The following is a 24,665-nucleotide window of genomic DNA, read 5'->3' as shown; positions in this document are numbered from 1 at the left end:
TTCATCATGGCCGATCTTCTTGTTACGAACTTCAACCGCAACTTTACCGGGGTATCGGCAACAGCAGCCAATGTCGTCCGCCAGCAGGCCCGACGATATGACATGGCGCTGGTCGGCCGCCCGCTGCCCGGCTGCCCCGACCCCATCAGCGTCGCTGCCGCCCGCGCCGCAACGCGCAGACATGCCAGCGACAAGCCCTTTGCGATCTGGCATGTGCGTCGCAACACGGAAATGCGGGCAGCGATCTGGGCCCGCGATGTGCTGCGCCTGCCGATCAGGATCGTCTTCACCTCCGCAGCGCAGCGTCGCCATTCCGCGTTTCCGCGCTGGCTGATCTCGCGCATGGATGCGGTCATTGCCACCACAGAAGCCGCTGCAACATACGTCCCGCATGTACGCGCCGTGGTGCCGCATGGCGTGGATACCGATGTGTTCTGCCCTGCCGAGAACCGGGAAACGGCATGGGCCTCACTGGGCTATGGCGGCGGCAGAGGGATCGCAACGGTCGGACGTATTCGCCCTGAAAAAGGCACGGACCTGTTTGTGGACACGATGCTGCAGGTTTTGCCACAACAGCCGGACGTGGTGGCGCTGATCGTGGGCCGGGCCGCGCGGGAACATCAGGGGTTTCTGAAAGGGTTGCAGGCCCGCATCAAGGACGCAGGCCTGAGCGACCGGATCCTGTTTCCCGGCGAGATCCCCGCAGCTGACCTGCCACGTGTGATGCGGGCCTTGTCGCTGGTTGTGCAACTCCCCCGCTACGAAGGCTACGGTATGGCGCCACTGGAAGGTCTGGCCAGCGCTGTGCCGTTTGTCGGTTCTGATACGGGCTACTACCGGTCCTTTTCTGCGCAAGAAACCGTTGGGCGTGTCGTCCCGTTGGGGGCCGTCGGTGACGCTGTGGATGCGACCTTGGGCGTGCTGAGCGATGCAGACGCCTTTGGGGCAATGGCCGCGCGGGCACGGGACGTTGCGCTGCACAGTTTCAGCGCGCAAAAGGAGGCAGACGGCATCGGCGCGGTCTACGACGCCTTATGGGGCGCCCCCTCCTCCGCGCAAAGCTGACAAAAAAAACCGCCCCCGATGAGAGGGCGGTTTTTTCATTTCAGTCGACGGGCCTGGATCAGGCGGCAGGCATCCGCTGTTCGACAATTTCAGCCCACCAGCTGCAGCCGGCAGGGATGGCATCGTCGGTGAAGTTGTATTCAGGGTGGTGCACCGCTGCGGTGTCGCCATTACCGACCAGGATATAGGCACCGGGGCGCTCTTCGAGCATGAAAGCAAAGTCTTCACCGCCCATGACCAGCGGGGCCTCTTCGCAAGACCCAGAGATACCCTCTGCCACCTTGGCGGCAAAATCGGTCTGCTCTTCGTGGTTCACCATCACCGGATACCCGCGATAGTAGGTCACATCTGCCGTTCCACCAAAGGTCGCCGCAACACCAGCACAAATTTCCTTGATCCGCTTTTCGGCAAGGTCGCGCATGTCTGCGGACATCGTGCGCACTGTGCCTTTGATCTGGACGCTCTGCGGAATGACGTTGAACGCTTTCGAGGACGTCTCAAAGGAGGTCACGGAGACAACGATCTGCTCAACCGGGTCGGCATTGCGCGAGGCAATGGTCTGCAGCGCCAGAACCGCCTGCGCCGACATCACGGTGGTGTCGATGGTTTCCTGCGGCTTCGCGGCATGGCCACCACGGCCTTCGAATGTGATGTCAAACTGGTCGGTCGCGGCAAAGAAAGCCCCCGGACGGATCGCAAAGGAGCCGACAGGGCGCCCTGGCCAGTTGTGCATGCCGTAGACTTCCTGAATGTTCCAGCGGTCCATCATGCCATCTTCGCACATCTCGCGACCGCCGCCGCCACCTTCTTCGGCAGGCTGGAAGATCACCACGACAGTGCCGTCGAAATTGCGGGTCTCTGCGAGGTATTTCGCGGCCCCAAGAAGCATCGCAGTGTGACCGTCGTGGCCGCAGGCATGCATTGCGCCATCTGTTTTGGAGGCATAGTCCAGCCCGGTCTGTTCATGGATCGGCAGCGCATCCATGTCGGCCCGCAGACCAATCACCTTTCCAGATGTGTCAGCCTTGCCCTTGATCACACCAACAACACCGGTTCGACCAATGCCGGTGACGATCTCGTCACAGCCAAATTCCTTCAGCTTCTCCGCGACGAGAGCACTCGTGCGATGGGTTTCAAACAGGATTTCGGGATGTTCATGAATATCACGGCGCCATGCGGTGATTTCTTCCTGCATTTCGGCAAAACGGTTCTTTACGGGCATGTTGTCTTCCTTTCCGTCAATGGCAGGTCACAGCTGTGGCTCTGCCCCAGTCTTTCAATACGCGCGCGGCTGTTCTGCCCCGCCAGTGTCGTCAATTCAGCGGCAAACGCTGTTCGATCATCGTCACGAGCCAACTGCAGCCTGCAGGAATGGCGTCGTCGTTGAAATCGTATTCGGGATGGTGCAGGCCGCGGCTGTCGCCATTGCCCAGCCGGATCATCGCGCCGGGCCGCGCATCCAGCATGAAAGAGAAATCCTCGCCCCCCATGGACAGCGGCACCTCTCCACAGCTGCCCGACACAGCCTCGGCTGCGGCGCGGGCGTGATCGGTCGCCGCAGCATCGTTGATGGTCACCGGCACGCCGTTCACAAACTCAACCTCGGCCGTGCACCCGAATGTCTGTGCGATCCCGTCGGTCACCGCCCTCAGACGATCAGGGATCTGCGCCCGCACGTCGCGGGAATGGGTGCGGATAGTTCCCTTCACTTCTGCCCGATCAGGTATCACGTTGAACGCCTTGGAAGAGGTTTCAGCGGAGGTAACAGACAGAACCCCCTGCATCACCGGGTCCACGTTGCGTGCGACAATCGTCTGCAAAGCGCAGATCAGCTGGCACATCATCACCGTGGTATCACGGGTTTCATGAGGTTTGGCCGCATGCCCGCCCCGGCCCTGCAGGCGAATGATGAATTCATCCACCGACGCAAGCAGCGCGCCGGAGCGGATGGCAAACTGCCCGGTTTCCAGTCCCGGAGAATTGTGGATGGCATAGACCTCATCAATTCCGAACCGCTCCATCAGCCCATCCTTGACCATCGCTTCGGCGCCATTGCCCCCCTCTTCGGCCGGCTGAAAGATCACCACAGCAGTGCCGTCAAAATTGCGGGTCTCTGCCAGATATTGCGCAGCCCCCAGCAGCATGGCCGTGTGACCGTCATGACCGCAGCCATGCATGGTGCCGGGGATCTTTGAGGCATGCGCCAATCCGGTCTGTTCCTGCATCGGCAAGGCATCCATGTCCGCGCGCAGACCAACCGCGCGACCAGAACCCGTCTCGCGCCCCCGGATCACGCCCACGACACCGGTACGCCCGATGCCGGTCACGACCTCATCACAGCCAAAGGCTTTCAGCTTTTCTGCAACCAAGGCGCTGGTGCGATGCGTATCGTACAGGATCTCCGGATGCTCATGAATGTCCCGTCGCCAAGCGGTAATATCGGCGTGCAAATCTGCAAAGCGGTTCTTGACGGGCATTCTGGGACCTCAGGCTGTGGGCATTCGTCGTTCGACAAGCTCGGCAAACCAGCTGCAGCCCAGCGGAATCGCTTCGTCGTCGAATACATAGGCAGGGTGGTGGCACATGACGGTGTCGCCATTGCCAAGGAAGATATAGGCGCCGGGACGTTCCTCCAGCATGTAGGCAAAGTCCTCGGACGGCATGATCGGGTCGGTGGCATCATCCACATTGGCCGACACAGCCCGCGCAGCCTCAACCGCGTAGACCGTCTCTGTCTCGGTGTTGACAGTCACAGGATAGCCGGGCGTCCATTTCACAACGGCCTGCGCGCCATAGGCCGAGGCAATGTCTTCGGCGATGCGGCGGACGCGATCTTCGGCCTTGCTGCGCCATTCGCTGGCCAACGTCCGCACCGTGCCCTGAAGGCGCGCGGTATGGGCGATGACGTTGGACGCAGTGCTGTCGGTTTCAAATGTGCCAACTGTCAGAACCACCGATCTCAGGGGGTCCACATTGCGCGCTACAATCGACTGCAGCGACACGACGATCTGCGCCGCCACCAGCGTGGTATCCACCGCCTCATGCGGCGTTGCTGCGTGACCACCCACACCGGTCACCGTGATCTCGAACTCATCGGACGACGCCAGAAGCGGCCCCGGGCGAATTGCAAATGTGCCCACCGGAATACCGGGCGCATTGTGAAGGCCGTAGACTTCCTGGATGTTCCAGCGATCCATCAGACCGTCCTGACACATGGCCAGCCCACCTGCCCCGCCTTCTTCGGCAGGCTGAAAGATCAGCACGACGCGGCCGTCAAAGTTCCGGGTTTCCGCGAGATATTTAGCAGCCCCCAGCAGGATCGATGTATGGCCATCGTGACCACAGGCATGCATGAGCCCCGGTTTGGTAGACGCATACTCAAGGCCCGTCGCCTCGGTAATGGGCAACGCGTCCATGTCTGCCCGCAGACCGATCACGCGGCCCGAATTGTTGCTCTTGCCATCGATGACAGCGACAACACCGGTCTTGCCGATGCCCGTCGTGATATCCGTGATCCCGAACGACGTGAGCTTTTCCACAACAAAGGCTGCGGTTTCGTGGACGTCGTACATAAGTTCGGGGTGCTGATGCAGATGGTGACGCCAGGCGGTGATTTCTCCGTGCATCTCGGCCAGTCTGTTCTTGATCGGCAACTGTCTTTCCCCCTGTTTCAATCCGCGCTCCGGTGGCCGGGTCCTGCCGACAGCGCTAACGCGCGGCAGGCTGCGGCACTCTCCGTCAAAAAACTTGCTTTATCAAGTATTGGCGTACAGTGCCGCCGGCCTGGGCAGGATGCTGCCCGTCAGGCCTGCTCAACCGGCGAGCCGGTCGACCAGTTCCTGCATGAATTTGTGTCCCGCATCAAACTGCGCGACCTCAATGAACTCATTGGGTTGATGCGCCTGCGCGATGTCACCCGGCCCACAGATCACGGCAGAATAACCTGCTTCCTGAAACTGTCCTGCCTCGGTGCCATAGCTCACTACATGTGTTGCGTTATCGCCGGTCAATGACCTGACAAGCGTTTCGGCTTCTCCATCCACCTCTGGCACCAGCGGCGGAACATAGAAATCGCGGCTGACATCGATGCGGGTTTCTGGTCGGACGGCCTGCATGCCTGCTTCGACCTCGCGGATGCGGGCGTAATAGGCCTCTTGCCAGTGATCTGCGGTCTCACCCGGAACCAGTCGGAAATCCATCATGAAACTGCAGTCTTTCGCGGTGATGTTATGCGCAGTCCCGCCCTCGATCATGCCAACGTGACAGGTCGTAAATGGCGGATCAAACCGCGCTGCAACCTCATCGGGGGTCTTGGCCATGTTCTCTGCGTTGCGATCATTGGCCCATTCGATCAGGCGCGCGCCTTCCATGATTGCGCTGACGCCAGTGGGCTGCAGCGAACTGTGAACCTCAAAACCAACCAGGTGCGTGTCAAAGCCAACGCTGCCCTTATGGCCGGTGACCGCCTGCATGGTCGAGGGCTCCCCCACGATCACGCAAGAGCCCTTGGGCAGGATCTTCTGCATTTCCTCAATCATCGGCGGGGCACCGGTGCAGCCAATTTCCTCATCAAAGCTGAGCGCAAGCTGCATCGGCCGTTTAACGCCGCGATGGTGGGCCGCCACCAAGCCCCAGATCGCCAAGGAATCAAAGCCCTTCATGTCGCAGGTGCCACGGCCGAAATATTTGCCGTCGCGCTCTACGACGGTGAAGGGATCGCTCTCCCACGGCTGGCCATCAACTGGCACCACATCCGTGTGCCCGGACAGAACCACTGCGCCCTCGACCTCGGGGCCGACATGGGCAAAGACAGCGGCCTTGTGGGGCTGTTCGGGATCAACCCAGCGATGGGAGACGATGCCGTGGCTGTCCAAATAGTCCTGCACCCAGTCAACCAACGGCAAATTGGTGTCGCGGCTGACCGTGGGGAAGGAGACCAACTTGGTCATGATTTCCAGTGGGCTCAGCTGTTCGGCCATGGATCAGTACCCGCTATCAGTGGTCAGAACGAAATGGCCAGGAGCAACTTCCATGTACTGGGAAGGCTCGGGGCTGTAGTTCAGGTCATGGATCGGAGACGGGATCGGTTTGAAATTCAGATCCTTCTCAGACTTGCGCTGGTTCGGATCCGCAATCGGAACCGCCTTCATCAGGGCCTGGGTGTAGGCGTGCTGCGGGTTTTCAAAGACACGCGCCCGCGGGCCGATTTCCACGATCCGCCCCAGGTACATGACCCCAACCTGATGAGACACACGTTCCACGACAGCCATATCGTGGCTGATGAACAGGAAGGACAGGCCCAGCTCTGCCTGAAGCTCCATCATCAGGTTCAGCACCTGCGCCTGCACGGATACATCAAGGGCCGAAACGGCCTCATCCGCAACGATGAGCTTTGGATTCAGCGCAAGGGCGCGGGCAATCGCGATGCGCTGGCGCTGACCACCGGACATCTCGTGCGGATAGCGGCGCATAAAGCTGCGCGGCAGGTGTACACGGTCAAAAAGGTTGGCGACCCGGTCCTGCAGCTCTGATCCAGAGGCAAGCCCATAGTTGCGCATGGGCTCGGCCACCTGATCCATCAGCTGCATCTGCGGGTTCAGCGACGCAAACGGATCCTGAAAGATCATCTGCATGTCCTGACGCGCCTTGTGAAGTTCATTCTGATTGAGCCCCAGAATATCGCGACCTTCAAATTCGACCTTGCCGGACTGGGGTTCGACCAGACGCAGAATGGACCGCCCGGCAGAGGATTTGCCACAACCGGATTCCCCGACCAGCGACAGGGTCTGGCCCTTGAACACCTTGAAGGACACGTCCTCTACCGCGTGCACATTCGCAACGGTGCGGCGAAGCAGGCCACCCTTGACCGGGAAGCGGGTCACCAGGTTCTCGACGCTCAGGATGACCTCATCAGATCCCTTGATCGGTTCGATTTTCTGGTCTTCGGCCCCCATCAGCTTCATTGGCTCGGGATAGTTCTTGCCGCTCATCTCACCGAGCTTGGGCACCGCCGCCAACAGTGCCTTGGTGTAATCATGCTGCGGATTTTCAAAGATCTCGTGGACTGTGCCCTCTTCGACCTTGTTGCCGCGGAACATCACCACCACTCGGTCCGCCATCTGTGCGACAACGGCCATGTCGTGCGTGATGAACATGACCGCTGTGCCCGTTTCCCGCTTGAGCCGGTCCATCAGCGCGAGGATTTCGGCCTGGATGGTCACATCCAGCGCCGTGGTCGGTTCGTCCGCAATCAACAGGCGCGGCTCACAGGCCATCGCCATCGCGATCACGACCCGCTGACGCATACCGCCTGACAGTTCATGCGGGTACTGTTTCATCCGGCGCTCAGGCTCGGGGATGCGCACTTCGCGCAGCAGTTCGATGGCACGGGCCTCGGCCTGGGCCTTGTTCATGTTTTTGTGGATCCGCAGCCCTTCGGTCAGCTGGCGGCCCACCGTGAACACCGGATTGAGAGCGGTCATCGGCTCTTGAAAGATCATTCCGATCTCATTGCCGCGAATCTGCTTCATCAAAGCCTGGTCGGTATCACCCAGATCGACCTGCCCACCTTCGCGGCGATCGAACACAAGTTGACCCGACGTAATTTCACCACCACCGAACTCGACCAGGCGCATCAGCGACAAGGAGGACACCGATTTGCCTGAGCCAGATTCGCCCACGATACAAACGGTTTCGCCCGGATTCACATCAAACGAGACATCCTGCACCCCGACAACGGGGCCGTCTTTTGTCTGGAACTCGACGCGAAGGCCTTTAATTTGTGCAATAGGCTGATCCAGCACGGTGACGTCCCCTTGTAGTCCTGATTGGTTCTAAGAAAGCGGTGGCGATAACACAAAGGTGTATGCAACGGCATTCACGGCGTCAAACCCACCTCATTTTTTTCTGGACCGCAAGTCTTGCAATTTCCCGGAACTCTGTATTCGATACCCGCAGTGCAGCCACCTCTGCCTGTCAATTCCGCTGAAGTCATATTCTTGTGAGCTCAGCCATGACGGGAAAAGGCGGCATGCCTTACAGGACGGCCCGCAGCAATGCGGCAAACGAGCAGGCCAAAAAGGCTTGTTCAAAAAAAAGGCGCTTAGGTGTCCGACAAGGAGTGTAAAATGAAAATCAAGACCCTCTTGATGGGTGCGATTGCGGCAACTGCTCTCGCTCCCGCAGCCTTTGCCGAACGGGGATCGGACGGCCAGGTCAACATTATCTATTGGCAGGCCCCTTCCATCCTGAACCCGTTCCTTTCGGGCGGCACCAAGGACGTTGAAGCCGCCTCGCTCGTGATCGAGCCGCTGGCGCGTTACAACTCGTCCGGCGAAATGGTTCCGTGGCTGGCAGAAGAGATCCCGACCACCTCCAACGGTGGCGTGTCCGAAGATCTGACCTCGATCACCTGGAAGCTGAAAAAAGGCATCAAGTGGTCCGACGGCTCCGAGCTGACCTCGGCCGACGTGAAATTCACCTATGAATACTGCACCCACCCCGAAGGCGGTTGTGCCCAGGTGACCAAATTCGAAGGCGTGACCTCTGTCGAAACACCCGATGACTATACCGTCGTCGTGACCTTCGGCGCAGCCACCCCCTTCCCCTACGGCCCGTTTGTCGGCGGTGAGAGCCCGATCCTGCAGAAAGCGCAGTTCGAGCAGTGCATGGGCGCCAAAGCCCCAGAGTGCACCGACGCCAACTTTGGCCCGATCGGCACCGGCCCGTTTGTGGTTGAAGAGTTCAAGCCCAACGACGTCATCACCTTCGTAGCAAACGACCAATACCGCGACGCCTCCAAGCCCGCCTTCTCGCGCGTGCTGTTCAAAGGTGGCGGTGACGCAACTGCAGCTGGTCGTGCCGTTCTGGAAACCGGCGAATTCGACTACGCCTGGAACCTGCAGCTGGCACCCGATGTGATCTCCCAGATGGAAGCCGCCGGCAAAGGCAAGGCCGTTGCAGGTTTTGGCCCGCTGGTTGAGCGTCTGATGCTGAACAACACCAACCCGTCGCCGGACCTCGGCCCGGATGAGCGTTCGGTCGTGCGTCCGCACCCGTTCCTGTCCGACCCCGCCGTCTACAAGGCGATGTCCATGGCGATCGACCGCGAACTGCTGGTTGAAATCGGCTATGGCAAAGCGGGCAAAGTGACCTGCTCCTGGGTTCCGGCCCCTGAAGCCTACGCAATCAGCCCGGAAGGCTGCAACGTGCAGGACGTCGCTGGCGCCAACGCGATGCTGGACGAAGCAGGTATCGTCGACACCGATGGTGACGGCATCCGCGAAAAGGACGGTGTACCGCTGAAGGTTCTGTACCAGACCTCTACCAACGCTGTACGTCAGGACTTCCAGGCGCTGATCAAACAGTGGTGGAGCGAAATCGGCATCGACGCCGAGCTGCGCAACATCAACGCATCGGTCTTCTTCGGTGGCGACCCGGGCTCCCCGGACACCTTCCAGAAGTTCTATGCTGACGTTGAAATGTACGCCAACACCTTCAACGGCACCGACCCGCAGTCCTACTTCGGCAACGGTCTGTGCGACAAGGCACCGACTCCGGCATCGCAGTGGCAGGGTGAAAACATCTCCCGTTTCTGTGACGAAGAGTTCGACGCCCTGCACGCTGAGCTGTCCGGCACCGCCGACATGGCCAAGCGCGTTGAAATCGGTCAGAAGCTGAACACCATCATCTTCGAAAAAGGCGGCATGATCCCGCTGGTCCACCGCGGCCGTCTGTCCGCACACGCAAACACCCTGGGTGGTGTTGATCTGAACGTGTGGGACAGCGAACTGTGGAACATCGCTGACTGGCATCGCGCCGAATAAAGGCGATCCAGTCGTCAACAGGGGCCCCGGCACATAGCCGGGGCCTGCTGGTTTTCGCGTTACGGCACGGGGCAGATTCCGGCATTGTTGTCACCTTCGAACTGACCTAAGACAGCCCGCATGGCGTTCCCAGCCCAGTGACACTGCGGTCACGACGGGCAAGGCTGACGCGAACCTCATGACACCTTAATTGCAAAGGCGCCTGGCTGATGCTGACTTTTACCATCCGACGGCTGATCCTCGCAGTGCCGACACTGCTGTTTATCAGTCTCGTGATCTTCCTGCTCCTGGAGCTCGCCCCGGGCGACCCGATGGCGCAGGTTCCCCTCACCGTTCCCCCCGAAGTCAAAGAAAAGATGCGCCTGGCCCTTGGCCTGGGCGAGCCCGTCCATATCCGGTTCTGGAAATGGCTGGTGCAGTTCTTCTGGATCGAACCCCAGGTTCTGATCGACAATATCTTTGGCACCACCTTCTCTGCTGGCGATCTGCGCGTGATCTCCTGGCAGACCCGCTCTCCGGTCATGGACATCGTTGTTCAGCGTCTGCCACAGACCCTGTGGGTTGTCGGAACTGCCTATATCGTCGCGATTGTCATCGCGTTGCCGATCGGAATCTATTCCGCCTACCGCCAGTACAGCTGGTTTGACCAGATGGGGACATTTGTGTCGATGGTGGGCTTCTCCGTGCCGCCGTTCTTTTCGGGGGTTCTGGTTATCGTGATCTTCTCGGTACAGCTTGGCTGGTTCCCGTCGATCTATGACACCACTCTTGTCGTCGACAGCTGGGACACCTTTGTCAAACAGCTGCAGCAGATGGTCATGCCGGTGATGGTTCTGGCTCTGCAGATCACGGCACAGCTCAGCCGTTTCATGCGCGCCTCCATGTTGGACAACCTCAACCAGGACTATGTTCGCACCGCCCGCGCCAAGGGCCTGAGCGAATATGTCGTGGTCATGGTGCATGTGCTGCGCAACTCGATGATCCCGGTGGTTACCGTCATCGCCCTGGGCATCCCCTCGATCTTTGGTGGCGCCATCATCACCGAGCAGGTGTTCAAGGTGAACGGCATCGGTCAGCTGCTGATCGGTGCAATCCAGGCCAACGACCTGCCGATGGTGCAGACACTTACCTTTATCTTTGCCGTGCTGATCGTGTTGTTCAACCTGATCGCCGATGTGCTCTACGGCATTCTGGACCCGAGGATTCGCTATGACTGACGCAGCAAAAAAAGACCCGCTGCAGCATTCCAGCGTGCAGCAGGAGGCCGAGAAGGCGCCGCGCAGCCAGTGGCGTGACGTGTGGGATCAGTTCAAATCCCACCGTGGCGCCCTGTCGGGTGGCATCCTGTTCCTGATCATCTGTGTCGGGGTCATCTTCGGCCCGCTGGTGTATTGGAACGATGCCCAATATGTGCCGACTGGCCGTGACTTCATCAAACTGCGGGACATGCGGCCGATCTATCACGCGCTGTGGGACCCCTCGGCCAAGATGGACTGGGCCTATCCGCTGGGCACCGACAACCTTGGTCGCGACACGCTGTCTCGCCTGATGTTCGGCGGACGGGTTTCGCTTGCGGTTGGTATGGCTGCGATGGTGCTGGCGCTGCTTCTGGGCAGCTTGGTCGGCGTGGTTGCAGGCTACTTCAAGCGCCTTGACGGTCTGCTGATGCGCCTGACCGACCTGTTCCTGGCCCTGCCCCTGCTGCCGATGATCCTGGTGGCCGCGGTTCTGTTCCGCGAAAGCCTGTCCAAGTCCATCGGCCCTGAGGGCGGTGTGTTCGTGCTGATCGTTTGCCTGATCGGGATTACCTCCTGGATGCCGACAGCCCGCATCGTGCGCGGTGACGTGCTGGCCATCAAAGAGCGCGAGTTCGTGCTGGCGGCCCGCTCCATCGGGACCAAACCGGACAAGATCATCTCTCGTCACATCCTGCCCAACGTGCTGTCGCCGATCATGGTTTCTGCCACCCTCGGCATCGCAACGGCGATCATCACGGAATCAGCCCTGTCCTTCCTTGGCTTTGGCTTCCCGCCGGACTTCCCCACCTGGGGTCGCCTGCTGAATGACGCGGTTGACCGGATGACGCTCTTCCCCGAGCGTGTGCTGTGGCCCGGTATCCTGATCTCTCTGACCGTGTTGTCGGTGAACTATCTGGGCGACGGTCTGCGCGACGCCTTGGATCCAAGGATCCGCGGCCGCTGATCCCGCAGACACTGCGACACATTCAAATAAGAACATATCAACTGGCCGCCTGCTCTTGGGCGGCCAGTTTGTTTTTTGCGATGACCGCAGCAACGGGACATCTGCCTCATGAAATCGGCACGAACAGAATACCGTTCTGCATTCCCCTGTGCTTTCCCCATGGCTTCCCCTTGTCAGCGCCCGAAAATCACGCCATTTCGGGAAAATATTCCAAATCTCGGCACTGCCGCCATGATGGAGCCCGCAAATGTTTGAAACCCTTGGCTTTGACGAAACAAGCGCACGCGCCGTGTCTGTCTACTTCGCGCTTGGCGTTGGCCTTCTGTTTGGTGCACTGGCCCAGCTGACACGCTTCTGCTTTCGCCGGGCCCTCGTCGGTGAGGACCGCAGACAGGCAGCAGGCGTTTGGGCCATTGCTCTCGCAGTCGCGGTGATCGGCACCCAAGCTGCCGTTGCGCAGGGCTGGATCGACTTTGCAGATCACCGCCTTTTGGTGGCTGACTTGCCGGTTTTGGCCGTTGTTCTGGGCGGTCTCATGTTTGGTGGCGGTATGATCCTCACCCGGGGCTGCGCCTCGCGGCTTCTGGTTCTGGGCGGCAGCGGCAATCTGCGCGCGCTGATGGTCATGGTGGTATTCGCCATCGTTGCCCACGCCACGCTGAAAGGGATATTCGCCCCGCTGCGGACTGCGCTTGGCAGTGTGACGCTGCCCTTGGGTGATGCGGCCTCTCTGTCGGGACTTGCAGGCAGCGGAGGTGTCGCTGCGGCGGTCATCACGGCCCTTGCGCTTTTTGTTGCAGCGCGTTCAGGCAACCGTCTGCTGCCGCTGATTGGCGGCGCGGCCATCGGCGCCTTGGTTCCATTGGCCTGGGTCGGCACCGGCTATGTTCTTTTCGACGAATTCGACCCCATCGCGATGGAGAGCCTCTCCTTCACCTCCCCCGCTGCGGACACGCTGTTTTTCACCGTTGCCTCTAGCGCGGTCCCCGCGGGATTTGGCACGGGTCTCGTCGCGGGCGTGCTGGCCGGGGCCTTGGTCGCCGCCCTGCTGAGCGGCACATTCCAATGGCAGAGCTTTGACAGCCCGCGCCAGACCGGCCGCTATATGGCTGGCGCAGGCCTCATGGGCATGGGCGGCGTTCTGGCAGGCGGCTGCACGGTCGGAGCCGGGCTGGCCGGTATTCCAACCCTGAGCCTCGCAGCCCTCCTTGCGCTGGTATCGATTGCGACCGGGGCGCTCGTTGTCGAGCGGCTGCTTAATGCAGCCGCTTCCGGATCTGGCGCACCGACAACCAAACCAGCAGCACAACCGGTAGAGTAAGCAGCGCCGTCAGCATCCCCTTGCTGACGGACAAAACCTGCGCCAGCGGATAAAGCGCGTAAGACGCAAGCGACACCGCATAATAGCTGATTGCCACCACTGACAGACCTTCCACAGTGTGCTGAAGCCGAAGCGCCAGATCCGCGCGGCGGTCCATGCTTTCCAGTAGCGCCTGGTTCTGGGCACTGCGCTCCACATCCACCCGCGTTCGCAGCAGCTCTCCTGCACGGCGCGCCCTGTCAGCAAGGGTGACCAGCCGCTGCTCGGTCGACTTGACCGTCCGCATGGCCGGCTCAAACCGCCGCAGCATGAATTCTGCAAACGTCTGGAACCCGCCGTAGCGCACCTCTCGCAGCAAAGCGATCCGCTGGTTGACCAGCGCCTCATAGGCCCCGGTCGCACCAAATCGGAAAGACGCACGGGCCGCCATTGCCTCCAACTCGGCCGAAACCGTCAGAAGTTGGGACAGGGTCTGCTCTGCCGGGGCTTCGGCACCGGTCATCTGCGCCATCATTTCGCTCAGATGCGCATCAAGTGCCCCGATTGAGGGCGACAATCCACGCGCCCGGGAAAACCCAAGCATCGACATCGCACGGTAGGTTTCGATCTCGCAAATTCGTTGCACCACGCGACCGATCCGCTGACTGCCGGTTCCGTCGCTGACAAATACCGCAAACCGCATGTGCCCCGCCGGATCGATGCGAAAATCCCCCGCCATGATGGCACTGTCGTCCAGAACGCTGGAGACAGCCAGACTTTCGGGGACGAACCAATCAGCAAACGCTGATTTGATCGCCTCCTCCTCAGCTGGGCGTGGCTCCAGCCGGATCATGAGCGACGTGATGCGCTGACCGGGAGCCTGTGCCAGCCAGTCGTTGGGGAACAGATCGAAATCGACAGGATCAAAGGCCCGTTTGCTCACCCCGTCAAAGTAGAGCGTATAGCTCACGAATTCGGTGTGTTGCTCCCACTTGAGCATATGGCGCCCCAACTGGGCAGAATGGTGCGTAGCCCCCGGCTGTGGGTGTGGCGCGCCATGACGATCCAGCAGATCCGTCAGGTGGCGTAGATCCAGTGTCCGGTCCCGATGCACCGCTTCGCTGGGTTGTTTGATCGCCAGATAGACCACCGTGCAGGGGCTCTGCATGGTGGGGAATGGGCGGGCGTGCAGCTCGTTGACAAGCTGATAGCGCAGGGGATGGTCTTCGATCGGTGGCATTACAGGGTCTCCGAATTTCTCCGCAGACTAGTCAAAACAGGACAAACCTGTAAAGAAATCTTTTATTTCAATAACTTACCGGAATACCACGGCATACAGTTCGAAAATTCCCCTATTTTTCAACACTCAGGATCGTCCCCTGGGCCGCAGCGCACAGTTTTTCCTCTCCATCGTTCAGAACAAAGATGTCGCAACGGGTCACTGCCTGACGCTTGCCAGAGGAAATCACCTCGGCCCGCGCGATCAGCCGGTCCCCTATCGCGGGGCGTGCGTAGTTGATTTTCATCTCTTGGGTCAGCACGTTGTCAAGAACGGATCCACCGGCATAGGTCATCGCATTGTCCGCAAGATAGGCAAGCACACCACCGTGGGCAAATCCGTGCTGCTGCTTCAGCGCGTCGCGAAGTTCCAGCTCCAGCACCGCCTGTCCCCGCTCAAAACCGGTGAGTTCCGCGCCGACCAACTGGCTAAACGGCTGGGTCTTGAGGATCTCCTGACCCATTTTCAAAATATCCATGTCGTGCAATCCCTCTATCTGTATACGGGTCAACCCGACCACCCTGCCCTGCGCCTGTCAAAACAGACGCCGCGGCAGCGCATCAAAAAAGGCGCCCCGAACGGGACGCCTTGCTTTGGTGAACTGCTGGTTGGATCAGTCGATCATCCCCAACAAAGTGTCGAGCGACTGTTTCGCATCGCCATAGAACATCCGGGTGTTCTCCTTGAAGAACAGCGGATTTTCGATGCCGGAATAGCCAGTCCCCTGTCCACGCTTGGAAACGAACACCTGTTTCGCCTTCCAGCATTCCAGCACCGGCATGCCGGCGATGGGCGAGTTGGGGTCTTCCTGCGCGGCCGGGTTCACGATGTCGTTGGAACCGATAACAATGGCCACATCCGTCTCCGGGAAGTCCTCGTTGATTTCGTCCATTTCCAGAACGATGTCGTAAGGCACCTTGGCCTCAGCCAGCAGAACGTTCATGTGGCCCGGCAGACGCCCCGCAACGGGGTGGATCGCAAAACGCACATTCTTGCCCTTGGCCCGCAGACGACGGGTCAGCTCAGCAACATTCTGCTGCGCCTGCGCCACCGCCATGCCGTAGCCCGGAATGATGACAACACTGTCTGCGTCCTTCAGGGCATTCGCCACACCTTCGGCGTCGATGGCAACCTGTTCACCTTCGATCTCCATCGCAGGACCAGCGGTACCGCCAAAGCCCCCAAGGATGACCGACACAAACGACCGGTTCATCGCCTTACACATGATGTAGCTGAGGATCGCACCGGAAGAGCCAACAAGCGCGCCCACAACAATCAACAGGTCGTTGCCCAGAGAGAAACCAATCGCCGCAGCCGCCCAGCCAGAATAGCTGTTGAGCATCGACACCACGACCGGCATGTCCGCGCCGCCAATGCCCATGATCAGGTGATAGCCGATGAACAGCGCAGCGATCGTCATCAGAACCAGCGGCAGCAGACCACCGGTGTTGAAGTACCAGATCAGACAGAGCAGCGACAAACCCGCCGCGCCCGCATTCAGCGCATGACCACCCGGCAGTTTTTCGGCAGCAGAGGTCACTTTGCCCGCCAGCTTGCCATAGGCGATCACAGAGCCGGTGAAAGTGACAGCACCGATAAAGACGCCCAAGAACAGCTCCACCCGCAGGATCGCGATTTCAACACCGTCCTTCTTGGCCAGAAGGGCTGCAAAACCTTCCAGCGCCTTCTTCTCGGCCTCATCCATGGCCAGCACACGGCCAAGTTCGATATGGGCGATAAAGCCGACGAAAACCGCTGCCAGACCAACAAGCGAGTGCATCGCCGCAACCAACTGGGGCATTTCGGTCATCTGCACGCGCTTGGCCACATAATAGCCGATGATGCCACCTGCTGCGATCAGAACGATCGACAGGAACCACAATCCTGCACCCGGCCCGATGAGCGTTGCAAGAACCGCCAGCGCCATGCCGGCAATCCCGTACCAGACCGCGCGTTTCGCGCTTTCCTGACCTGAAAGCCCACCCAGAGACAGGATGAAGAGAACAGCAGCAACCACATAGGCCGCAGTAGTAAATCCGAATTCCATGATCTCTGCCCCTTTAGGATTTCTGGAACATGGCGAGCATGCGCCGTGTCACGAGGAAGCCGCCGAAAATATTGATCCCGGCCATAAAGACCGAAAGCGCGGCGAGCAGGATCACCAGGAAGCTGCCGGAACCGATTTGCATCAGCGCACCCAGAATGATGATCGACGAAATGGCGTTGGTTACCGCCATGAGCGGCGTGTGAAGGCTGTGCGAGACGTTCCAGATCACCTGGAAGCCAACAAAACACGACAACGCAAACACGATGAAATGCTGCATAAAGCTCGCCGGTGCGAACAGGCCAACAAACAGCACCAATGCCCCCCCAGCAGCAAGAAGCGTGACCTGCTGTTTGGTCTGCTCCTTGAAGGCCGCGACTTCCTGCGCGCGCTTTTCCTCTGCCGTCAGCTCCTTGGGGGCATCGGGTTTCTTTTGCGCAGCAATCGCCTGCACCTTGGGCGGTGGCGGCGGGAAGGTGATTTCCTTTTCGAACGTGACCGTCGCGCCGCGGATGACATCATCTTCCATGTCATGCACGATCTGGCCGTCCTTTTCAGGGGTCAAATCGGTCATCATGTGGCGGATGTTGGTCGCGTACAGCATCGACGCCTGCGTTGCCATCCGGCTGGGGAAATCCGTGTAGCCGATGATGGTGACGCCATTGTCGGTGACAACCTTCTCGTCCATCACCGTGCCTTCGACGTTGCCGCCCTTTTCGGCTGCAAGGTCCACGATCACCGAACCCGGCTTCATCGCCGCAACCATGTCCTCAAGCCACAGCTTGGGGGCCTCTCGGTTGGGGATCAGCGCGGTGGTGATAACGATGTCGATCTCCGGGGCCAGCTCGCGGAACTTGGCCAGCTGGGCCTCTCGGAACTCTGGGCTGGAAACAGACGCATACCCACCAGTCGCCGCGCCATCCTGCTGTTCTTCTTCGAAATCCAGATAGACAAATTCGGCGCCCATGGATTCGACCTGCTCGGCCACTTCGGGACGCACGTCGAATGCGTAGGTCACGGCACCCAGCGAGGTCGAGGCCCCGATCGCCGCAAGACCGGCAACGCCTGCGCCCACAACCAGCACCTTGGCCGGGGGCACCTTGCCTGCAGCGGTGATCTGACCGGTAAAGAAACGGCCAAAATTGTTGCCCGCCTCGATCACGGCACGGTAGCCCGCGATATTGGCCATAGAGGACAGCGCATCCATCTTTTGTGCGCGGCTGATGCGGGGAACCATTTCCATCGCGATCACATTCGCGCCTTTGGAGCGCGCCAGCTCCATGCCCGCTTCGTTGCCACCGGGGTTGAAGAAAGAGATCAGCGTCTTGCCGGCTGTCATCCGCTTCAGTTCGGTTTCCGTGGGCTGACGCACCTTGGCAACGATATCGACCGATTTCCACAGTGCCGCGGGCGTCTTGATGATCTCTACCCCAGCCGCCTCATAGGCCTCATCCGAGAAACCGGCTGCTGCACCGGCGCCGGTTTCGATTGCACAGTCATAGCCCAACTTTTGCAGTTGAACCGCGGAGTCGGGTGTCATCGCAACACGCGCCTCGCCGTCAAACACTTCCTTTGGCGTGCCTATTTTCACCTTGTCGGTCCCCCTTCTGTCTCGCCGCCCGCATCGCGCGAGTACGGATCGCAAATATTTTGACTACATTGCGCAACATTTTTGCGCAACCGTTTCGCTGCGTCGCCGCGCTATTTCGCTGCGCTGCCGCAATTTCATCACAGCCAACGCCGTGTTTTCTGTTCGTAGCGCGCCCAGTCTGCCCGAAACTGACGCCGCAACTTTTTTTCTTCCGGAATGATGAAACGCCGCTCCAGCACCCAGACAAACAGCGGCAGCAACGCCAAGGACAGCACCGCGTCAAAGCGCAGGACTAACCCCAGCAACAAAAGGCAATCGCCCAGATAAATCGGGTTTCGGCTGCGTTTGAAGATCCCGGACTGAACCAGATGGCTTGGCTCGCCGTGTGGGTGCACCGTCGTTTTCTGGCGGCGCATCTCAACCACGGCCAGTAGGATCAGGATGACACCCCCGCCAATCAACAGGCCGCTCAGAAGACTGATAACCCCGCCGCCGCCAGCCCCACGCAGGCTGAGACCAAAATGCCACAGATTTGCCTGCACCCATGCAAGCCCGGCAAAGCCGAACAACCAGACCGGCGGTGTATCGATCCAGGATTTCACGGGAGGCGTCCTGCCAGCATCTTGTCAAAAATCACGCACATTGGCGGCAGTTTTCCCTCAACCGGACAGAAGGTCCACCCTTCTGCCGGTGCTTTCGAATGATAAGGACAGATTGCCCAAAATTGCATCAAAACGGCGAATCCGTTCCGGTTTGCGGCATGATCCTGCACAGAATGTCGCGAATGGCTACGTATACTTTCGCATTCCGTTCACTGTGAAAAATCCCCCGCCCCTGCCATCACAGGGGCGGCCGCGCCTGATCGGGCTCACTCCCACTCCATCTCCTCGAAAACGCGCCCGGCATTTTTGGTCGCGAGCTCCTCGAAGGTATCAAGCCCCTCCCAGCGGCTTTGATCGACATAATAGGCCGAAGCGAGGTCACCCCCCTCTTCGATGTGGGTGCCAATCTTGCCCCTCAGATCCAGCAGGTAATCCAGAGTATAGCGGCGGACCTGATCCATATTGGTCGGATGTCCGTGCCCCGGAATGACATAGGTCGGGGCATAGGCTTCAAAACGCTCTTGCCAGGTGTCGATCCAGCAGCTGGTGCAGGTGTGTTCAAAGATCGGCAGCATGCGTTCGTGAAAGGCGATGTCGCCAGCAATCATCATGCCCCATTGCGGCAACCAGACCTGGGTGTCACCCGGATCATGGGCCGGCCCCAGATGCAGAACCTGGATTTCGACCCCACCAAGCGCCAGATCATAGCGATCCTCAAACGACAGGTTGGCAGGCTCGATCCGTGTCTGCCCTGCACGGTCCTTGTTGTAGGCCTGCATCCGCTGCAGGATGAAATCACCGTTTTCGCGGACTTCAGCTGTGGCATCCACATGAGCCAGCACATCCACGCCCTGATCCCGCCAATAGCCATTGCCCAGCATCGCGTGACCCTGGCCGTTTTCATTGATCACCAGCACAACAGGCTGATCTGTCACATTCCTGATCTCCTGATGAACCGCCGCCGCCAGCGCATCGGACGCCCCGGCATTTATGACAACGACCCCCTCAGAGGTCACAATAAAGCTGAGGTTGTTGTTGTGACCTGCATTTTCATAGGTCGGGGGCGCAGTGGCCCCGATAGCCGAGAACACATGAGGGATCACCTCGACCGGTTTGGAATAAAGTTCGGACTGGGGGTATTGATCCGCGATGTCTTCGCTCGCCAGTCCGGCAGTCGGCGCCATCAACAGCGCAGCCAGACCAAGGGTCAGTCTCTGGGCAATCACTTTCATCTTTCTCTCCCTGAAATGTCGTAAACCGCTGGGTTTGATTTCACATTCACACATGGGAATATAAGTGTAAACAACGGAACCGTCCCCTGACCTCGCCGCGCCCGAATGCGGCAACGGGCAAAGTGACGGAACGGCGAACTTGCCTCGATACAGCTCTCCGATAGGCTGGGCTACAACCAGAGGCCGCGGTCACATGGACCGTGCGCGTTCCACAATAAGCGAGGCAAAGCCATGACACTTCAGGGAAAACACGCGTTGATCACCGGCGGCGGCACAGGCATCGGCCTCGCCATGGCAAAGGCGCTCGCCGATCAGGGGGCTGAGGTCACGATTACCGGCCGCCGACAGGAGGTGCTGGAAGAGGTTGCGACAGATGGCCTACATCCGCTCGCGATGGATGTCCGGGACGAGGCAGATGTCATCGCCAAGATCGACGCCGCCACTGCCGCCCGGGGGCCGATCCAGATCTGTGTGCCCAATGCAGGCATTGCCGAGGGCAAGGCGTTGCACAAGATGTCGATGGAGTTCTGGCGTAACATGATGGCGACCAATCTGGACGGCGCCTTTCTGACCATCCGCGAATCCATGAAGTCCATGCGCCAGACCGATTGGGGCCGCGTTGTCACCGTCTCCTCCATTGCGGGGCTGCGCGGGTTGCAGGGGGCTCCTTGCTATTCGGCCAGCAAACATGGGCTCATCGGCCTGACACGATCGCTGAGCGAGGATTATCTTGGCACGCCCTACACGTTCAACGCGCTCTGCCCCGGCTACGTCGATACCCCGATCATCGACCGGAACGTGACCTCTATCTCCCAGCGTGCTGGCGTCAGTGAAGAAGATGCGCTCAAGATCATGGTCTCTGCCAACCGCCACAAACGCCTGATCCTGCCGGATGAAGTGGCCGCAGCGCTGCTATGGCTTTGCGGCCCCGGCTCGCAGTCGATCAACGGGCAGACCATCGAAATTGCAGGTGGTCAGACCTGATTAGGAACCAGCCAAGCCCAGTTCAAACCTTAGTTCAAAGCCCGGCCCAAACGCTGCCCCAAAGCGCTGGACAGGGTTTTGAATATCGGATACGACGATAAAAGCTTTAAGCATAAAACAAATGAGCAAGGCACCCGTCCGCTCATCAACTGATGGGGATCCGATGACTGATTTCGCCGCAACCAAGGCCATGTTCGCGCTGCCGGAAGGCATGATCTACCTCGACGGCAATTCGCTGGGGCCGATGCCGCGCGCCACTGGGGAACGTGTGCGCCACACAATCGAGGATGAATGGGGCGAAATGCTGATCACCGGCTGGAACAAGGCCGGCTGGATGCAGAAACCCACGGCAATCGGCGACCGGATCGCCCGGCTGATCGGGGCTGAAGCGGGTCACGTTGTGATGGGCGACACGCTGTCGATCAAAGTCTATCAGGCTGTTGCGTCCGCGCTGGAACTGAACCCCACCCGCAAGGTGGTTCTGTCCGACAGCGGCAACTTCCCTTCCGACCTCTATATGGTTGAGGGGCTGGTGAAATCGCTGGGCCCCGACTATGCGCTGCGCGTTGTGGCACCGGAGGAGGTCAGCGCTCATATCACCGATGACGTCGCCGTTTTGATGCTGACCGAAGTCGACTACCGAACCGGACGCAAACACGACATGAAGGCGCTGACAGAACAGGCCCATGCTGCCGGTGTTGTGACGGTTTGGGATCTGGCACACTCCGCAGGCGCGCTGCCCGTGGATCTGGCGGGCTGCAAGGCGGATTTCGCGGTCGGCTGCACCTATAAATACCTCAACAGCGGCCCCGGTGGCCCCGCCTTCATCTACGTCGCCCCACGCCACGCAGATGCCGCCCGCCCGGCCCTGTCCGGTTGGCTGGGCCACGCCGCACCCTTTGATTTCGACCTGAACTACAAGCCCGGCAACGGCATCGAACGTATGCGGGTTGGCACGCCCCCTGTGTTGCAACTCGCCGCGCTTGAGGCGTCGATGGACATCTGGGACATGGCCGACATGGCCGATGTGCGCGCCAAATCCATCGAACTTTGCGATCTGTTCATCACTGAGGTCGAAGCCCGCTGCCCCGATCTCACCCTTGCCTCCCCCCGTGACGGGGCGGGCCGTGGCAGCCAGGTCTCTTTCCGTTTCCACGAAGGCTACGCCGCCATGCAGGCGCTCATTGCCCGTGGCGTGGTTGGCGACTTCCGCGCGCCTGACATCATGCGCTTTGGCTTTACCCCGCTTTATATTGACGAGGGCGACGTGCGGGCCGCTGTTGATATCATCGAAGATGTGATGACCAACGCACTCTGGGACCGGCCAGAGTATAAAACGCGCAACGCCGTCACCTGATCTGATGATCCGCCATCACACATATCGCGTGCCGCTCTGCCGTCCTGCGGGCTGGGTCGCCCTGTGGCGACGGCTGGCCCAATGCGGCACGCTCAACACCAGAAAGGCCCTTGTTTCCGCAATCTGATATACTACCGGAACACCAAGGAGCCTTTCCATGTCCACCCCTTATGATCCCGCCAAGGAAGGCGCGCAGATGTCGTTTGACGGGCGCATGTCCTATGGCGACTACCTGTCGCTCGACACGCTGCTGAACGCGCAGAAAACCTGGACCAACACCCATGACGAGATGCTGTTCATCATCCAGCATCAGACCTCTGAATTGTGGATGCGCCTCGCCATCCACGAGTTGACCGCCGCGCGCAGCCGCTTGCTGGAGGACAAACCACACGAGGCCTTCAAGATGCTCGCCCGTGTTGCCCGCATCTTTGAGCAACTGAACTCCGCCTGGGACGTGCTGCGCACCATGACGCCCTCGGACTACACCGCCTTTCGGGATGAGCTGGGCCAAAGCTCTGGCTTTCAGTCGCATCAGTACCGCCAGATCGAGTTCATGCTGGGCAATCGCAACAAGGCCATGCTGCGCCCCCATGCGCACCGCCCCGACATTCTCGCCTTGCTGGAGGAAGAGCTGAGCCAGCCATCGCTTTATGATGTGGCCTTGCGCAGCTTGGCCAAGCGGTTTGATCTGCCCGCCGAGGTGCTGAACCGTGATCTGTCAGAGGCCTACACGCCCCACCCCGCGGTCGAAGCCGCCTGGAGCGAGGTCTACCGCAACACCGAGGCGCATTGGGATCTTTACGAACTGGCCGAAAAGCTGGTGGATTTCGAGGACTACTTCCGCCGCTGGCGCTTCAACCACGTGACCACGGTAGAACGGGTGATCGGATTCAAACGCGGCACCGGCGGCACCGGTGGGGTCAGCTATCTGAAACGGATGCTGGAGGTGGAACTGTTCCCCGAACTCTGGCACCTGCGCACCTCGCTCTGACGCAGAGCCAATAAGCGGCAGGCCAAATCATGGCCTGCCAGCCCTATCGCGGGACCAGTGCAGCGGCGACCAACAGCGCGAGCTGCCGCACGCCCGCACGGTAGGCAGCATAATCGGGCGAGGTATGCTTTACCCCCTTCATCGCGCTGCAAAAGGCGCGCGCGACCTCTGCTGGCGGACCCGGCAGCCGCACGGCAGCTGCACGATCCATCTCTTCCAGCCATTCGGCATAGACCGCACGCAACAGCGCTTCGCCTGCTTCGATGTGGTCGGCTGCGGTGCTCAGGCTCGCCTCCAGTGTCTCCATTCCATGCGGCGTGCTCAGCATTGCCTCCATCGCCGCCCCGCCCTGGGCCTCGAAGGCTGACAGGATCCTGCTCTCTATCGGGCCTTCGGCAATCAGTGCGGAACGGACCGCCTCCGAGGTATCCGCGTAATAGGCATCAATCAGCGCCTTGAGGATCGCGGTCTTGTTCTTGAAATGCAGATAGACCGCAGGCCGCGACATCCCTGCCCGTTTGGCAATGTCGTCCATTGACGTCTTGCGAAACCCATAGGTCGAAAAGGCCGCCCAGGCGGATTCCAGAATGTTGCGCTGTTTGGGATCTATCTGCGGCATGTCCATGACCTGCTTCTGACAGTTGGGGCGAAATTTGTCAATTGACACCCTGACAGTTTAACCCCATTTTGTCAGAAAGCCCTGCAGCCAGCACAGAAAGGACACAGCATGTCCACGACCCTCCGCATCAACGGGATCACACATCAGGTTGATCTGCCAGACGACGTACCGCTCCTGTGGGTTCTGCGCGATGAAGTCGGCCTGACCGGGACAAAATTCGGCTGCGGCGTTGCGGCCTGCGGTGCCTGTACAGTGCATATCGATGGCGAGGCGGTTCGCTCTTGTCAGGTGGCATTGTCCGATGTGTGGGGCGACGTCACCACCATCGAAGGGATCGGCACCCCCGACACAATGGCCGCCGTACAACAGGCCTGGGTGGCCAATCAGGTGGCGCAATGTGGGTACTGCCAGTCCGGTCAGATCATGCAGGCCGCGAGCCTCCTGGCAGAAAACCCCTCTCCCAGTGACGCGGAAATCGACGAGGCGATGCAGGGCAACCTGTGCCGCTGCGGGACCTATCCCCGTATCCGCGCCGCCATCCACGACGCCGCCAAGATGATGAAGGAGGCCTGAG

The 24,665-nt window shown here is 60.0% G+C and carries 21 protein-coding genes; 9 read left to right on the top strand and 12 right to left on the bottom strand.

Going from position 1 to position 24,665, the window contains the following annotated elements; genetic code table 11:
- Positions 1-6 precede the first annotated feature (6 nt).
- Positions 7-1,065 carry a glycosyltransferase family 4 protein gene (locus NIT7645_RS03830; RefSeq protein ID WP_008558998.1) on the top strand — a complete coding sequence of 353 codons (1,059 nt, stop codon included), beginning with the start codon at positions 7-9 and terminating at the stop codon, positions 1,063-1,065.
- Between the two features lie 58 nt (positions 1,066-1,123).
- Here the strand turns inward: NIT7645_RS03830 and NIT7645_RS03825 are convergent, their stop codons facing one another.
- The 5 genes from NIT7645_RS03825 to NIT7645_RS03805 all read right to left on the bottom strand — a co-directional run bounded on the left by NIT7645_RS03825 (position 1,124) and on the right by NIT7645_RS03805 (position 7,868).
- Positions 1,124-2,287: a M20 aminoacylase family protein gene (locus NIT7645_RS03825; RefSeq protein ID WP_008562717.1), complete on the bottom strand. Its 1,164-nt coding sequence runs from the start codon at positions 2,285-2,287 to the stop codon at positions 1,124-1,126.
- 91 nt (positions 2,288-2,378) lie between these two features.
- Positions 2,379-3,542: a M20 aminoacylase family protein gene (locus tag NIT7645_RS03820; RefSeq protein WP_008561968.1), complete on the bottom strand. Its 1,164-nt coding sequence runs from the start codon at positions 3,540-3,542 to the stop codon at positions 2,379-2,381.
- Between the two features lie 9 nt (positions 3,543-3,551).
- A complete protein-coding gene (locus NIT7645_RS03815; protein ID WP_050686196.1) occupies positions 3,552-4,718 on the bottom strand; it encodes a M20 aminoacylase family protein in 1,167 nt (388 codons plus the stop codon).
- A 159-nt stretch (positions 4,719-4,877) separates the two neighbouring features.
- Complete coding sequence (argE, locus tag NIT7645_RS03810; RefSeq protein WP_008560501.1) at positions 4,878-6,044, bottom strand: acetylornithine deacetylase; 1,167 nt, start codon at positions 6,042-6,044, stop codon at positions 4,878-4,880.
- 3 nt (positions 6,045-6,047) lie between these two features.
- Positions 6,048-7,868 (bottom strand): ABC transporter ATP-binding protein, encoded by a 1,821-nt coding sequence (locus NIT7645_RS03805; protein ID WP_050686194.1) that lies wholly within the window; start codon positions 7,866-7,868, stop codon positions 6,048-6,050.
- Between the two features lie 324 nt (positions 7,869-8,192).
- Between NIT7645_RS03805 and NIT7645_RS03800 the strand changes: the two genes are divergently transcribed.
- The 4 genes from NIT7645_RS03800 (at position 8,193) to NIT7645_RS03785 (ending at position 13,413) form a co-directional block, all read left to right on the top strand.
- The gene (locus NIT7645_RS03800; RefSeq protein ID WP_008559936.1) at positions 8,193-9,890 is read left to right on the top strand and encodes a peptide ABC transporter substrate-binding protein; all 1,698 of its coding nucleotides are present in this window, start codon (positions 8,193-8,195) and stop codon (positions 9,888-9,890) included.
- Between the two features lie 209 nt (positions 9,891-10,099).
- Positions 10,100-11,107 (top strand): ABC transporter permease, encoded by a 1,008-nt coding sequence (locus NIT7645_RS03795; RefSeq protein WP_008561542.1) that lies wholly within the window; start codon positions 10,100-10,102, stop codon positions 11,105-11,107.
- A complete protein-coding gene (locus tag NIT7645_RS03790) occupies positions 11,100-12,092 on the top strand; it encodes an ABC transporter permease (RefSeq protein ID WP_008560345.1) in 993 nt (330 codons plus the stop codon). The genes NIT7645_RS03795 and NIT7645_RS03790 overlap by 8 nt, the downstream gene beginning before the upstream one ends.
- 247 nt (positions 12,093-12,339) lie before the next feature.
- Positions 12,340-13,413 carry a YeeE/YedE thiosulfate transporter family protein gene (locus NIT7645_RS03785; protein WP_037302489.1) on the top strand — a complete coding sequence of 358 codons (1,074 nt, stop codon included), beginning with the start codon at positions 12,340-12,342 and terminating at the stop codon, positions 13,411-13,413.
- On the opposite strand, the gene NIT7645_RS03780 is transcribed toward NIT7645_RS03785, so the two are convergent.
- From NIT7645_RS03780 to NIT7645_RS03755, 6 genes are all read right to left on the bottom strand, one after another.
- Positions 13,349-14,632, bottom strand: coding sequence for a DUF3422 family protein (locus NIT7645_RS03780; RefSeq protein ID WP_008561488.1), 1,284 nt, complete (start codon positions 14,630-14,632; stop codon positions 13,349-13,351). The genes NIT7645_RS03785 and NIT7645_RS03780 overlap by 65 nt on opposite strands.
- Positions 14,633-14,744: 112 nt before the next feature.
- Positions 14,745-15,149: a PaaI family thioesterase gene (locus NIT7645_RS03775; protein ID WP_008559317.1), complete on the bottom strand. Its 405-nt coding sequence runs from the start codon at positions 15,147-15,149 to the stop codon at positions 14,745-14,747.
- Between the two features lie 135 nt (positions 15,150-15,284).
- Complete coding sequence (locus tag NIT7645_RS03770) at positions 15,285-16,718, bottom strand: NAD(P)(+) transhydrogenase (Re/Si-specific) subunit beta (protein ID WP_008563190.1); 1,434 nt, start codon at positions 16,716-16,718, stop codon at positions 15,285-15,287.
- 13 nt (positions 16,719-16,731) lie between these two features.
- Entirely contained in the window at positions 16,732-18,306 is a 1,575-nt protein-coding gene (locus tag NIT7645_RS03765; RefSeq protein ID WP_008562809.1) for a Re/Si-specific NAD(P)(+) transhydrogenase subunit alpha, read from the bottom strand.
- Between the two features lie 137 nt (positions 18,307-18,443).
- Positions 18,444-18,908 (bottom strand): methyltransferase family protein, encoded by a 465-nt coding sequence (locus NIT7645_RS03760; protein ID WP_008563234.1) that lies wholly within the window; start codon positions 18,906-18,908, stop codon positions 18,444-18,446.
- Between the two features lie 266 nt (positions 18,909-19,174).
- Complete coding sequence (locus NIT7645_RS03755; protein WP_037302490.1) at positions 19,175-20,140, bottom strand: MBL fold metallo-hydrolase; 966 nt, start codon at positions 20,138-20,140, stop codon at positions 19,175-19,177.
- Between the two features lie 231 nt (positions 20,141-20,371).
- Here NIT7645_RS03755 and NIT7645_RS03750 point away from each other — a divergent pair, with 231 nt between their 5' ends.
- The 3 genes from NIT7645_RS03750 to kynA all read left to right on the top strand — a co-directional run bounded on the left by NIT7645_RS03750 (position 20,372) and on the right by kynA (position 23,472).
- The gene (locus NIT7645_RS03750) at positions 20,372-21,124 is read left to right on the top strand and encodes an SDR family NAD(P)-dependent oxidoreductase (protein WP_008561623.1); all 753 of its coding nucleotides are present in this window, start codon (positions 20,372-20,374) and stop codon (positions 21,122-21,124) included.
- Between the two features lie 163 nt (positions 21,125-21,287).
- Positions 21,288-22,481, top strand: coding sequence for a kynureninase (gene kynU, locus NIT7645_RS03745; protein WP_008561279.1), 1,194 nt, complete (start codon positions 21,288-21,290; stop codon positions 22,479-22,481).
- Positions 22,482-22,638: 157 nt separating this feature from the next.
- The gene (gene kynA / locus NIT7645_RS03740; RefSeq protein WP_008559734.1) at positions 22,639-23,472 is read left to right on the top strand and encodes a tryptophan 2,3-dioxygenase; all 834 of its coding nucleotides are present in this window, start codon (positions 22,639-22,641) and stop codon (positions 23,470-23,472) included.
- Between the two features lie 43 nt (positions 23,473-23,515).
- On the opposite strand, the gene NIT7645_RS03735 is transcribed toward kynA, so the two are convergent.
- Positions 23,516-24,091 carry a TetR/AcrR family transcriptional regulator gene (locus tag NIT7645_RS03735; RefSeq protein WP_242656089.1) on the bottom strand — a complete coding sequence of 192 codons (576 nt, stop codon included), beginning with the start codon at positions 24,089-24,091 and terminating at the stop codon, positions 23,516-23,518.
- Between the two features lie 108 nt (positions 24,092-24,199).
- Here NIT7645_RS03735 and NIT7645_RS03730 point away from each other — a divergent pair, with 108 nt between their 5' ends.
- Positions 24,200-24,664 carry a (2Fe-2S)-binding protein gene (locus NIT7645_RS03730; protein ID WP_008561710.1) on the top strand — a complete coding sequence of 155 codons (465 nt, stop codon included), beginning with the start codon at positions 24,200-24,202 and terminating at the stop codon, positions 24,662-24,664.
- Position 24,665 lies beyond the last annotated feature (1 nt).

The sequence above is a fragment of the Phaeobacter italicus genome, assembly GCF_001258055.1.
GTDB lineage: Bacteria > Pseudomonadota > Alphaproteobacteria > Rhodobacterales > Rhodobacteraceae > Phaeobacter > Phaeobacter italicus.
Note: the sequence above shows the minus strand (reverse complement) of the source record. Positions and strands in the feature narration are given on the sequence as shown.